Annotated in this window: 8 protein-coding genes; 3 read left to right on the top strand and 5 right to left on the bottom strand. The window is 75.3% G+C overall.

All coding sequences use genetic code 11. The features are described from left to right. Positions 1-66: 66 nt before the first annotated feature. Complete coding sequence (locus ACIPW5_RS02090) at positions 67-1,665, top strand: ATP-binding protein (RefSeq protein ID WP_401239040.1); 1,599 nt, start codon at positions 67-69, stop codon at positions 1,663-1,665. Further along, entirely contained in the window at positions 1,662-2,360 is a 699-nt protein-coding gene (locus ACIPW5_RS02085) for a response regulator (protein WP_401239038.1), read from the top strand. The genes ACIPW5_RS02090 and ACIPW5_RS02085 overlap by 4 nt, the downstream gene beginning before the upstream one ends. Here ACIPW5_RS02085 and ACIPW5_RS02080 read toward each other — a convergent pair. Beyond that, positions 2,318-3,163 carry a tyrosinase family protein gene (locus ACIPW5_RS02080; protein WP_401239036.1) on the bottom strand — a complete coding sequence of 282 codons (846 nt, stop codon included), beginning with the start codon at positions 3,161-3,163 and terminating at the stop codon, positions 2,318-2,320. The genes ACIPW5_RS02085 and ACIPW5_RS02080 overlap by 43 nt on opposite strands. Beyond that, positions 3,163-3,555, bottom strand: coding sequence for a tyrosinase family oxidase copper chaperone (locus ACIPW5_RS02075; protein ID WP_125813512.1), 393 nt, complete (start codon positions 3,553-3,555; stop codon positions 3,163-3,165). The genes ACIPW5_RS02080 and ACIPW5_RS02075 overlap by 1 nt, the downstream gene beginning before the upstream one ends. Positions 3,556-3,853: 298 nt before the next feature. Here ACIPW5_RS02075 and ACIPW5_RS02070 point away from each other — a divergent pair, with 298 nt between their 5' ends. Continuing rightward, a complete protein-coding gene (locus tag ACIPW5_RS02070) occupies positions 3,854-5,245 on the top strand; it encodes a glutamate decarboxylase (protein WP_401239033.1) in 1,392 nt (463 codons plus the stop codon). 41 nt (positions 5,246-5,286) lie between these two features. Here ACIPW5_RS02070 and ACIPW5_RS02065 read toward each other — a convergent pair whose 3' ends face one another. From ACIPW5_RS02065 to ACIPW5_RS02055, 3 genes are all read right to left on the bottom strand, one after another. Next, positions 5,287-7,767: a Helicase associated domain protein gene (locus ACIPW5_RS02065; RefSeq protein ID WP_401239031.1), complete on the bottom strand. Its 2,481-nt coding sequence runs from the start codon at positions 7,765-7,767 to the stop codon at positions 5,287-5,289. A gap of 94 nt (positions 7,768-7,861) precedes the next feature. After that, positions 7,862-9,532 (bottom strand): sigma-70 family RNA polymerase sigma factor, encoded by a 1,671-nt coding sequence (locus ACIPW5_RS02060; RefSeq protein ID WP_401239029.1) that lies wholly within the window; start codon positions 9,530-9,532, stop codon positions 7,862-7,864. A gap of 76 nt (positions 9,533-9,608) precedes the next feature. Continuing rightward, on the bottom strand, positions 9,609-12,857 hold the full coding sequence (locus tag ACIPW5_RS02055; RefSeq protein ID WP_401239027.1) for a DEAD/DEAH box helicase: 3,249 nt from the start codon (positions 12,855-12,857) through the stop codon (positions 9,609-9,611). Positions 12,858-12,904 lie beyond the last annotated feature (47 nt).

Here is a 12,904-nt window from a genome sequence, read left to right as displayed (position 1 = left end):
GCCCACCGTGTGACCCCGGTCACCCTTGCGTTCATTGAGTTCACGGCCCGGTGCACACTGAGCGCCATGTTCCGCTTCCTCCGGCCGCCCCGCAGCCTCGCCGGCCAGCTCTTCGCCATGCAGGTCCTGCTGGTCGCGCTCGTCGTCGCGGGCTGCGCCGTCTTCGCCTACGCCACCGCCGGCGACCAGGCCGAGGACGCCGCCCGGCGGCAGGCCGGAGCGGTGGCCCGGTCCGTCGCGGACTCGCCCTCCGTACGCGAGGCCGTACGCGCAGGCGACCACGGAGCCGACCCCTCCGCCGCGCTCCAGCCCTATGCCGAGCGGGTGCGCACCGACTCCGGCGTGGACTTCGTGACGATCATGGCCCCGGACGGGCGGCGCTGGACCCACCCCGACCCGCGCCGCATCGGCGAGCGCTTCCTCGGCAACACCGCCCCGGCCCTGCGCGGCGGTACCTTCAGCGAGACGTACACCGGTACGCTCGGCCCCTCCATCCGCGTGGTCACCCCGCTCCGGGACGCGGACGGCTCCGTGATCGGCCTGGTGAGCGCCGGGATCACCGTCCGCGCCATCAGCGCCCGGCTCGCGGAGCAGCTCACCGCCCTGGCCTGGGTGGCCGCGGGGGCACTGGCCCTCGGCGCGGTGGGTACGTACGTGGTCAACGCCCGGCTGCGGCGCCACACCCACGGCATGGACGCCGCCGGGCTGAGCCGGATGTACGACTACCACCAGGCGGCCCTGCACGGGGTCCGGGAGGGGCTGCTGATGCTCGACGGCCACCGCAGGATCACCCTGATCAACGACGCGGGACGCGAACTCCTGGGTCTGCGCGGGGAGGTCACCGGGACCGGCGTCGCCGACCTGGGCCTGCCCGCCCCGCTCACCGGAGCGCTGCTCGCCGACCGGCCCCGGGTCGACGAGGTGCACCTGAGTGCCGAGCGGGTGCTGGTCGTCAACAGCTCGCCGGTGGCCGGCGGCGGGCGCCGCGGCACCGTGGTCACCCTGCGGGACCACACCGAACTCCTCTCCCTCGCCGGGGAACTGGACCACGAGCGCGGGTTCACCCAGGCGCTGCGCTCCCAGGCGCACGAGGCGGCCAACCGGCTCCACACCGTGGTCTCCCTGATCGAACTGGGCCGCAGCGAGGAGGCGGTGGAGTTCGCCACCGCCGAACTGGAGCTGGCCCAGGCCCTGACCGACGAGGTCGTCACCGCCGTGGGAGAGCCGGTGCTGGTCGCGCTGCTGCTCGGCAAGGCCGCGCAGGCGCACGAGCGCGGCATCGAACTGGTCGTCACCCCGGAGTGCGGGGCGATCGAGGCGGGGCCGGGGGTGCCGCCGGCCCGGGACCTGGTCACGGTGCTCGGGAACCTGGTCGACAACGCCCTCGACGCCCTGACGGGGGTGCCGGGCGGGCAGGTCACCGTCACCGTGCGCCGGGACGGGGCCGGGCTGCTGCTGCGGGTCGCGGACAACGGACCCGGGCTGCCCGAGGGGGCGGACGTCTTCCGGCGGGGCTGGTCGGGCAAGGGGGAGGGGCGGGGTCTGGGCCTGGCCCTGGTCCGCCAGGTGGCCCACCGGCACGGCGGCTCCGTGGAGGCCGCCGGCGCCCCCGGGGGCGGAGCGGCCTTCACCGCGCGCTTCCCGCTCGCGGGCGGTGCGCGGTGAGCGGGCCCGTGCGGGTCCTCGTCGTCGAGGACGACCCCGTCGCCGCCGACGCGCACGCGCTCTACGTCGGCCGGGTGCCCGGCTTCACCGCCGTGGCGGCCGTCCACTCCCTGGCCGAGGCCACCCGGGTGCTGGAGCGCACCCCCGTCGACCTGCTGCTGCTCGACCTGACCCTGCCCGACGGCCACGGGCTGCGCTTCGCGCGCGGGCTGCGGGCGGCCGGGCATCCCGCCGACGTGATCGCGGTGACCTCGGCGCGGGACCTGGCCATGGTCCGCGAGAGCGTGTCACTGGGCGTGGTGCAGTACGTGCTCAAGCCCTTCGCGTTCCCCACCTTGCGCGAACGGCTGCTGCGCTACGCCGAGTTCCGCGCGGCCGCCGGCGAGGCGGCCGGCCAGGACGACGTGGACCGGGCGCTCGCCGCACTGCGCGCGCCCGCCTCCGCCCAGCTGCCCAAAGGGCTCAGCGCCCCGACCCTGGACCGGGTCGCGGCGCTGCTGCGGGCGGCGCCCGAGGGGCTGACCGCCGCGGGGGCGGCCGAGGCGGCCGGGATCTCGCGGATCACCGCCCGCCGCTACCTGGAGCACCTGGTGGACACCGGGCGCGCGGACCGTACCCCCCGGTACGGCCAGGTCGGCCGCCCCGAGCTGCACTACCGCTGGCTGGCGGCGGCCGGCTCGGTGTCGAACGTGTAGAACTTCCGGTGGTCGAGCATGTCGGCCGGGGTCACGTCGTTCCAGGGGCGCATCGTGTCGCGCAGGTCGACCACGTTCGGGGTGCCCGCGGCCGGCAGGTAGGTCGAGTTCGGGTTCTTCGCCTGCCAGTCGGCCCAGAGCTTGTCCACGAAGGCGTGGTGCATCCAGAAGACCGGGTCGTTGGGGGAGACGCCGGTGGCCATCTGGCCGCCGACCCACACGTGCACCCGGTTGTGGAGGTTGGCGCCGCGCCAGCCCTCCAGGTTGTTGCGGAAGCCGTTCGAGGAGCTGTTCCAGGGGGCCATGTCGTAGACCGGCATGGCCAGTACGGCGTCCACCTCGGCCCGCGTCGGCAGCTGGGCGACGCCCTCGCCGAGCGCGCGCCGCAGGTAGGAGCGGCCGTCCACGCGGACCGCTATCTCCCACTTGCCCGTCGCGTAGGCGAAGGGGCCGTCCATGACCTGCCCGTCGCGGGCGCGCCCGGTGCCGCCGAGGAAGTCGGCGGCCCAGAGGGAGGAGCGGGAGGTGCGGTCGGCGGTCCAGTCCCAGTACGGGAGCGTGACGTTCTTGTCCACCGCCTGAAGAGCCGCTTCGAACTCCAGCAGAAAGCGGCGGTGCCAGGGGAGGAAGGAGGGGGAGCGGTGGCCCACCCGGTCGCCCGAGTCGGTGTCGCTCATGATGAAGCCGTTGTGCGTGGTGACGAACCGGTCGTAGCGGCCGGTGCGCTTCAGCTCGAGGAGCGCGTTGGTGAAGGCGCGCTTCTCCTCGGCGGTCAGCGTGGCCTGGTTCTTGCGGACTGCCATCACATGCCGCCCATCTGCATCGGGGCGAGCTGGGCGCCCTGGAGCTCGCGCACGGCGGCCCGGGCCAGCGAGGCGGGGTCGGCGAAGGTCTCGTAGTGGTTGACGACGCTGATCCAGGTGCCGTCGGCGTTGCGCATGACGTGCAGCTCGCGGCCGTCTATCCGGACGGTCGGCATCCCGGCGCCGCCGTGGTGGCCACCGTGGTGACCGCCGCCGGTGGCGGGGGATATCTGGATGCGGCGGCCCTGGTACACCTCGTCGACGGTGCCGGCCGGGGTGGTGGCGGCACGGGAGTCGGTGGCGGCGGCGTGCGCGGTGGCGCCCGCGATGCCGAGGACGGTGAGTGCGCCGGCAGTGGTGCCCAAGGCCTGCCGACGGGTGATCTTGTTCATGGCGGAAGAACTATCAGTGCCTGCACGACAGTTGACCGCTATCCGGACATCGGCGGATAAGTTCTATGTAGAACCATTTGGGTGATCTTCCCGTCCGGACCGGCTCCAGTGGCCCGGACGGGAAGATCTACGGAGGAAATACTACCCGACAGTAATTTTTACGGTCCGGCAGGGGTGCCTATGGAGGGGGTCACACTCCGTACTCGGCCGGAAGCAGTGCGGGAAACCGCTCCGCGCGACCGGATTTCGAGGAGTCGTGAAGCCGGAATATGGTGGCTTTTGCCCCTATAGTCCGGATATGGCTCTTCATCAGACGAAGGACACGCACGCCCGGGACGACGGAACGGACGTGTTCACGTCCGCCCTGAGCGGCCAGATCCTCCCGAAGTACCGGATGCCCGACGACCACTCGCCCTCCGAGGTCGTCTACTCACTCCTGCACAACGAGCTGCTCCTCGACGGCAACGCCGCCCAGAACCTGGCCACCTTCTGCACCACCTGGTCGGACGACGCGGTACACCGCCTGATGAACGAGTGCCTCGACAAGAACATGATCGACAAGGACGAGTACCCGCAGACCGCCGAGATCGAGGCCCGCTGCGTCAACATCCTGGCCGACCTCTGGAACGCCCCGCCCGGCCAGGTGGGCACCGGCTGCTCCACCACCGGCTCCAGCGAGGCCGCCATGCTCGGCGGACTCGCCCTCAAATGGCGCTGGCGCGAGCGCCGGCGCGCCGAGGGGAAGCCCGCCGACCGCCCCAACCTGGTGTGCGGCCCGGTACAGATCTGCTGGGAGAAGTTCGCCCGCTACTTCGACGTCGAACTGCGCCAGGTCCCCCTGGAGCCCGGCGCCACCGGCCTGCGCCCCCACCAGCTCGACGCCTACGTCGACGAGAACACCATCGGGGTCGTCGCCATCCTCGGCGTCACCTACACCTGCGACTACGAACCCGTCGCCGAGATCGCCGCCGCCCTCGACCGGATCCAGGCCGAGCACGGCTGGGACGTCCCCGTCCACGTGGACGCCGCCAGCGGGGGCTTCGTCGCCCCCTTCCTCCACCCCGACGTGGAATGGGACTTCCGGCTGCCCCGCGTGGCCTCCGTCAACACCTCCGGGCACAAGTACGGGCTCGCCCCGCTCGGCGTCGGCTGGATCGTCTGGCGCACCGCCGACCTGCTCCCCCCGCAGCTCGTCTTCGACGTGGACTACCTCGGCGGCGACATGCCCACCTTCGCCCTCAACTTCTCCCGCCCCGGCGGCGAGGTCATCGCCCAGTACTACCTCTTCCTGCGGCTGGGCCGCGGCGGCTACCGGCGCGTCCAGGAGGCCTGCGCCGACACCGCCCGCTACCTGGCCGGCGAGATCGACGCCATGGGGCCCTTCACCCTGCTCTACGACGGCCAGGGCGCCCTGCCCGCCGTCTCCTACACGCTCACCGACCCCGCCGGAGCCGGCTTCAGCCTCTACGACCTCTCCGACCGGCTGCGCATGCGCGGCTGGCAGGTGCCCTCGTACCCGCTGCCCGCCGACCGGCAGGACACGGTCGTCCAGCGCGTGCTGATCCGGCACGGGGTGACCCGCGACCAGATCGCCCTGCTCGTCGAGGACCTGCGCCGGGCCGTGGAACACCTCGCCGCCACGCCCCAGCCCGTCCCCGCCACCGCACCCCGCTCCGGCTTCCACCACTGACCGGCGGGCTCACCGCCCCACCGGCCCACGGCGCCGCGGGCTCACGCCGGCGGCGCCGACCAGCGCATCCCCAGCTCCGTCAGCGCGGCCGCCCGCTCCGGCGACAGCTTCGCCGCCCGGGAGCGCTGGTTCGCGATCCACGCCCCCAGCCGTAGCTCCTCCCCGCCGACCGGCTCCACGTGCGTGCGCGGCACCCGCAGGTGCCCCTCACGGGCGTGGAACCGCCGGGCGGCCTCCAGGTGCCCCGCCCAGGCGGCGGCATGGCTCCGCCGCGGGGGCGGGCGCTCCGCCTCCGCGGCGGGCGCCAGCCCCAGCCCGTGCTCCAGCAGCCACCGCTGCGCCCAGGCCAGCCGCTCCCACCCGAGCCGCTGGCCCCGCACCCACACCCCCAGGTCCTCGCCCTGCACCACCACGGACCCCGGGCCCGGCGGGACCGACCCGCCCGCCTCCAGATGCGCCCGGGTCAGCCGGAACGCCCGCTGCCAGCCGATGTCCCAGGCCGGGCACCAGGACGGGTCGATCTCCTCCAGGGCCTCCCGGCGCTCCTGGGGCAGCGCCCCCGGCCCCTCCCGCCGCGCGGCGGCCCGGTTGTTCTTCATCCACACCCCGACCGGCAGCCCCCGCCAGGTCGCCTCCACCGGCGGCAGCAGGTGCCCGTGCTCGGCGGCCCAGGCGCGGGCCGCCGCGAGCCCCTCCTCGAAGGCCACGTCGAAATGGCTCCACACCATGCCGAGTTCCTCCAGCTCACGGGTCCGCTCCCGGCCCAGCGCACCCCTGCGGTACGTGCGCCGCGCGTCCGCGATCCACTGGCCGAGCGGGAAGCCCGCCAGCGCCGCCGGCCACGCGGCCCCGCCCGCCGGCACCTTGAACGCGAACGGCACCTTCAGGTCCCCGGCCGACGCCGCGTAGACCCGCGCCGCCTCCGCCCCCCGCCGCCACTGCGTGTGCTCCGGATGGAGCACGCGCAGCCGGATGAAGGCCGCCAGCAGCGCCGGGTCCCGGGGCGCGGAGAAGCTCAGCAGCGCCCGGGCGCCCGCCCCCGGACCCGTACCGGCACCGGCCGCCGCCGGGGCCTTGGCCGCCGCGCTCGGCGCCTGCGGCTGGGCCAGGGCCTCCACCAGCCTGGAGTCGTGCGCCCTCAGCGCCTCCAGGAGCCGCGCGAGGTCCCCGTACGCCCGGGAGGTCAGCATCGACTCCGGGGACTCCCCGGGCCCCAGCAGCACCGGCACCACCAGCGAGGCCACCTTCCCCTCGCCCGGCCGGATCCGCAGCGCCCGGCCCACCGCCTGCACCAGGTCCGGCATGGAACCGCGTACGTCCGCCCAGAAGACGGAGTCGCACTCCTTGGTGTCCACCCCCTCGCCCAGCACCCGCACGCTGCCCAGGAACGCCTTGTCCGCGACCCGGTCCGCGGCGAACGCCTCCAGCACCCGCCGCCGGTGCGCCGCAGTGTGCTGCCCGCACAGCCAGTCCGCCCAGACCGTGCGCGGATACGCCGGCAGCGGCGACCGGCTCGTCACCCGCAGCCTGGCCGCGACCGCCGGCAGCCCCGCCGCGAACGCCTCGGCCTCCTTGGTCAGGTGATGGAACACCAGCGTCCGCCGGAAGCCCTGGTCCGCCGCGGCCTTCACCAGAGCCGCCTGGAGCGCCGCGAGCCGCATCCCGCGCACCCGGTCCGAACGGCCGTCGGCACCCAGCAGCACCGCCGACTGGAACCCCGGGTCGCTGACGTCCACGCACACCACCCGGTACGGGGCGCAGACCCCCCGGTCGATGGCCTCCGACAGGGACAGGGTGTAGCAGCGGGCGCCGAACGGCCCCTGGGGATCGTCCTCCATGGACGCGACCAGCTCGCCCCGGCCCCGCGGCTCCGCACCGCCGGCCGTCTCCGCCGGGTACCCGCCCGCCCCGGCCTCCTCCGGCTCCTCGGCCTCCTCGCTGTCCTCGCCGTCGCGCCACACCCGGGGCGTGGCCGTCATGTACAGCCGCCGCACGGAGGGGATCCGGGCGTTGTCGTGCACCACCGCCCAGGGCTTGCCGATCCGCCCCGAGGTGCGGTGCGCCTCGTCGACCACCACCAGGTCCCAGGACGGCAGCCCCGCCAGGTGCGCCCCCTCGATGGTGCCCAGACCCAGCGAGGCGTACGTGGCGAACACCGTCAGCCGCTCCACCGGCCGCGAGCCCCACCGGGCCAGCTGCCCGGGAGCGGTCGTACTGGGCACCCCCACGTCCTCGCCGCGCAGCGAACACACCGCGAGCGCCCGGCCGGTGCGGCCCCCCTCCCGCCAGGCGGCGACGGTCTGCACGAGCAGGTCGAGGGAGGGGACCAGCACCAGCACCCGGCCCGCCCGCAGCTCCTCGGCCGCACGCACGGCGACCAGGGACTTGCCGGACCCGGTGGCCATGATCACCTGGGTCCGCAGGCCCCGCTCGGGCACCCGGCCGGTGGCGGGCAGCTGGAGCGCCCGCACCACGGCGTCCACCGCCTCGCGCTGATGAGGGCGCAGCTCCTGCCTCGCCATGCACCCCACTCCGCCCGTGTTGATCTGCCCGTTCTCTTCCAGCTCCCATCTTGCCCGGATTCTGAGTCAAACAGGAGCACGGGGCCCGGCCGGGTCAGCGCGCCCCGAAGTTCTGCGTCCACCAGGGGCCGCCGGAACCGGTGTGGATGCCCACGCCGATGTCCTTGAAGGAGCAGTTGAGGATGTTGGCGCGGTGGCCCGGGCTCTTCATCCAGGAGTCCATCACGGACTGCGCGGTCTGCTGCCCCCGGGCGATGTTCTCCCCGTACGTCGACCACCGGTACCCGGCGGCCGTGGTCCGCGCCCCCGGGTCGGCGCCGTCGGGGTTGGTGTGGTCGAAGAAGTCCCGCCGCGCCATGTCGTCCGAGTGCCCCTGCGCGGCGTTCCGCAGCTGCGCGTCCTCCTTCAGCGGACCGCAGCCGGCCGCCGCACGCTCCTGGTTGACCAGGGCGATGACCTGCCCCGCCACACCCGCCGGAGCCGGACCGGGGGCCGGGGCCTTGGCGGTGGTCCTCGCCGGTGCGGGAGCCGCCGAGGTCTTCGCGGCGCCGGCCGACGCCGACGCGGAGGCCGAAGCGGAAGCCGACGGGGTCGGCGAGCCCGACGCCGAAGCGGAGGGCGAGGCCGGGGCGGAGCCGGACGGCAGCGGCGCGGCCGGGTCCGACGCCGAGAGGGCCGCCAGCGGGGAGGCCGGCGCCCCGCCCGCCTCCGCCTTCTTCGCGCCGGGCAGCTGCCCGAGGTACACCAGGCCGCCGCCCGCGACGCACGCGGCGACCACCGCACCGCCGATGGCCCGGCGCCGGTTCTGGCGGCGCCTGCGCTGTGCCGCGCGGCCGTCGGGGCCGGCCGGACCCCCGGAACCGTCCGCGGCGTCCCCGCCCTTGCGCCGGGCCGCCCGGCCCGGGCCCGACACCACCGGCGACAGCTGGGTCGCCGCGTCGGCGAAGGCCACGTTCGCCGTGGCGTGGCCGGCGGCGACGGCGGACCGCACGCCCGCCAGCAGCGCCGCCGTCACCGGCACCAGCGCCAGGCCCGCCAGCAGCCCCTCCGCCGGCACCATGCCGTTCCACAGACCCGAGCAGCGCATGCACTCGCGGGCGTGCCGGGCTATGCGCTTGCGCCACAGCGCGGACGGCCGGCCGTCCCAGGTGCCGGTCATCGCCCGCAGCCCCTCGCACGGCGGCTGTGTCTCCAGGGCGCGCTCCACCACGCGGGCGGACTCCAGCTGCGCCTTCATCCGCTGCACCCGCACCGCCGTGTGCTGCGGGGTCAGCTCCAGCGCCGAGGCCACGTCGGCCCGGGTCAGCTCGCCCGCGCACTCCAGCCACCACAGCGACAGCAGCGCCCGGTCGTCGGGCTCCAGCCAGCGCGTGGCGCGGGCGGTCTCGCGCCGCTGCCCGGACAGGTGCAGCCGGGTGACCGTCAGGTCGGCGAAGTCGGCGCCGGGATCGGCGACGTCCTGGGCGGCCTCCAGCCCGCTCTGCCCGGGGCCGCCGCTCGTGGCCTGCCAGTGCGCCCGTACGCGGTTCATCGCGATGGCCACCAGCCAGGACCGGAAGCTCTCGTCCGTCCGCAGGCCGCCCAGCCCGTCGAGCGCCCGCAGCATCGTGTCCTGCACCACGTCGTCCACGTCGTGGGACCCCTGCAGTGCGCGTCCGACCACGTTGTAGACCAGCGGCAGGTGGGCGCTGACCAGCTCGTCCTGCGCGCGGGGATCGCCCGCGCGGGCCGCTGCCACCAGCTCTGCCGTGTGCTGTGTACTCATGTGATGATCCCTGTCCGTACCGGCGGTCGATGTTGCCCGATAACTGGGAGACCGTCGAGTGGGACCCGGATAACGGTTATCCGGAAGAATTTTTCTGCCCGCCCTCCGGGGCGCTCCACGCATGGGACGGAAGGGACTCCGCCAGGGTGGCGAAGAAGCGCTGGTCGCGCCAGGCGTCGCGGTTGCCGATCACGAACAGCCGGCGCTTCGCGCGGCTCACCGCCACGTTGAGGAGGTTCGGGCGGGAGGCCGCCCAGGCCCGGGCGCCGGGCCGCCGCGGGTCCGTGCCGAGGACGAGCACGACGACGTCCGCCTCCTTGCCCTGCGTCGTGTGGACCGTACCGACCCGCCCCGGAGGCACCAGGTCCCGGCAGACCCCCTTCGCGCCCGCCACCACCTGCCGGAACGGGCTGATGACGAACACGTCCCGGGCCAGGTCCACGCCCCCCTCGTCCCGCAGCCGCTCCAGCACCCGGCGCAGGGCCCGTCCCTCCTCCGGGATCCAGTGCCCGTCCGCCTCCGCCCCGGCCACGTCCACCCAGCTGCTGGCCGGCCGGTACGGGTACGGTGCGCGCGTCCCCGGGTCCACGCCCTGGACCATCAGCCCGTCGTAGGCGACCGCGTTGCTCACCGAGAACATCGGGTCGTCGCACCGCCGGTGCACCCGCAGGGGCGCCCCGACCCACACCTCGTGCCCGCCGTCCGGCAGCTCCGCCGGCAGCAGCGTGCCGTACCGGTTGGCGCGGTCGGCCAGCCGCTGCACCGACGTACGGCCCGGCGCCCACTCCTCCGCCACGCCGAAGTCCTCGCGCAGCGCCCGCTGCGCCGTCCACGGCAGCACCACCACCGGCTCCAGCTGGAGCGGGTCGCCGACCACGACCGTGCGCCGTGCCCGCCACATGCCGCCCACCGCCATCTGCGGGGTCGCCTGCCCGGCCTCGTCGACGAACAGCCAGCCCAGCGCCTCCGCCCCCAGCCGGCCGAAGACCCGGTCGAGGGAGGCGAAGGTGGTCGACACGACGGGCACCACGAGGAACAGGCTCTGCCACGCGGCCCGGACGTGCGCCTCCGGCACGGTCCGCGGCACCGCGCCGGCGACCGCGTCCATGCCGGCCATCAGGTTCGCGTACATGGTGCGGGCCGTGCAGCGCAGGAACGCCCGGTGCAGGTCCAGGGCGGCCAGGAACAGCTCGGTGCGCGCCCGCGTGATCTCCGGGTCCGACCAGGGCGCCGACCGCTCGCGCAGGGAGTCGTCCGACAGCCAGGACTCCTCCGGCACGAACCCCTCCCACCGGGTGCGGGCCGCACCGAGGGCCTCCGCCATGCGCCCGGCGCGCCCGAAGGCGGCCTCCGCCGCATCCCGGGACCCGTCCAGGCGCGCGGCGGCGGCGGCCACGGCGGCCCGTACGCCGTCCAGCCGATCCTGCTCCGCGTCGTGCACCTGCCGGGCGGCGGCGACGGCCCCCGCCGCCTCGGCCTCGTCCGCGTGCCAGGCCCGGGCGGCCCGGCCCAGGGTGAAGAGGCTGACGGAGAGGCCCGGGCGGCGGGCCAGGTGTGCCCGGTGCCCCTCCTCGGCCCGCTCCAGGGACCGCCGTACGCCGGCCAGCGCGGCCTCGGCGGGCGGCAGCTGCTCCCGGACCCGGGCGAGCTCCGCGGTGTCCCGGTCCACCGCCGCCCGGGCGGCGCGCAGCTCCTCGTGCGCCGCGTCCAGGCCCGCGTACGCCTCCGCCGCCTCGGCACGTTCGCCGCGCAGCCGATCGACCTCGGCGAGGGCGGCTCCGAACCGCTTCCGGGCCTCGGTCCACACGCCGGCCTGCGGGGTGTCCCGCCACTGCCGCAGCAGGTGCGAGAGGCCGCTGCCGCTGTCGATCCAGGGGTCGCGGGCGCCGCGCCGGCCCTGCTGCGGCACGGGCGGGGGCGGAGGGGCGCCGGCGTCGGTCCGCCGGTACCGGCCGTGCCAGAAGCGGTTGACGAACTCCAGGCGGTTCCTCTTGCTGCCGAGCCGGGCCGCGACCGCACCCCACGCGGGCTCGCCCTTGAGGAGCCGGGTGGCCTGCTCCCCGAAGTAGTCGGCGTCCTCGCGCCAGCGCGCCCCGAGGGCGGCGCGGGCGGGTATCTCGGTGGATATGTTCTCGACGGCGCCGTTGTTCGCGGAGGCGACGACCATCTCGAAGCCGGTGAACTCGGGGCGCAGCGGGGTGACGGTACGGGTGTACTCGCCGCTCTTCCACACGTACGGGGCCTGCCGCTCGAACGCCTCGGAGGGCAGCCGCAGTCCGGCGAGGCGGCGGGCCCGCTCGACGACGGCGGCGGCGAAGCAGTCGCGCAGCATGGTGGTCTTGCCCGTGCCGGGCGGGCCGTTGACGGCGAAGAGCCCGGCGTCGGGGGCGAGTTCGGCGTGCACGGCGTTGACGGCGAACTGCTGGCTCAGCGCGAGCGGATGACGGGCGTCGGCCGGCCAGCGCCCGGCGGGCGTGCGCTCGGGCGTGACCCCGGCCAGCGCGGCCGCGGGCCGCAGCCGCAGGTCGACCCGGCCCTCCCGGTCGAAGCCGGAGCCGGGGGTGAGGTAGGCGCCGAGCCCCGCCCCGGGATCCTCGCGGGCGAGCGCGTCGGCCACCCGGTCCAGGTCGGCGGCGATGAAGCTGTTGAGGAAGTCCTGCTGGTCGGCCGTGTCGGCCTGGTCCAGCCGCACGGGCACGCTGCGCACCCGGACCGCGGCGGGGTCCAGTGCGACGGAGACCCCCCAGGTCCGGGCCAGTTCGCCGGTGAACTCCAGCAGGTGGGCGGCGGAGACCACCCCCTGCCCGAGCGGGGAGTCCGCGTCGGCCCCGCCGCCCCCGACCGGGTCCCCGAGCGCTCCGGCCCGCCGGCCCCAGGCGCCGGCCTCCTCCTCGAACCCGTCGAGCCAGCCCGGGGTGCCGGGGCCGGGGGCGACGGCGCGGCCGGTGGCCCAGGCGCAGGAGGAGAACACGGCGGAGTCCAGCAGGACCCGGCCCCGGTCGGTCACGGTGAGGGCGAACAGGGCGCTCTCGCCGTCCATCCGGCCGTCGTGGTCCTCGTCGCTCTCCCCGAACACGTCGAGCAGGGTGTCGCGTACGGAGCCGAGGGCGAACACGCCGCCGTAGACCACGTGCTGCCACTTGTACCCGCCCTCCAGCGGCACGGCCCGCACCGGGTGCCCGGCGTCCCACGGCATGGGCCGGCCCTCCTCGACCGGGTGCACCCGCTCCCGGACGGAGAGGGCGGGCACCTTCTGCGGACTGAACAGCTCCACCGCCCGCCAGTACGCCACCACCCCGCTCCGGCGCCGCCGCTCGCCCCCCATAACGCCCACTCCCGTCATCGGTGATCAATACGTCGCACCTTACGGGC

Origin of the sequence: Streptomyces sp. NPDC090077, assembly GCF_044747545.1 — a bacterium.
Lineage (GTDB): Bacteria > Actinomycetota > Actinomycetes > Streptomycetales > Streptomycetaceae > Streptomyces.
Note: the sequence above shows the minus strand (reverse complement) of the source record. Positions and strands in the feature narration are given on the sequence as shown.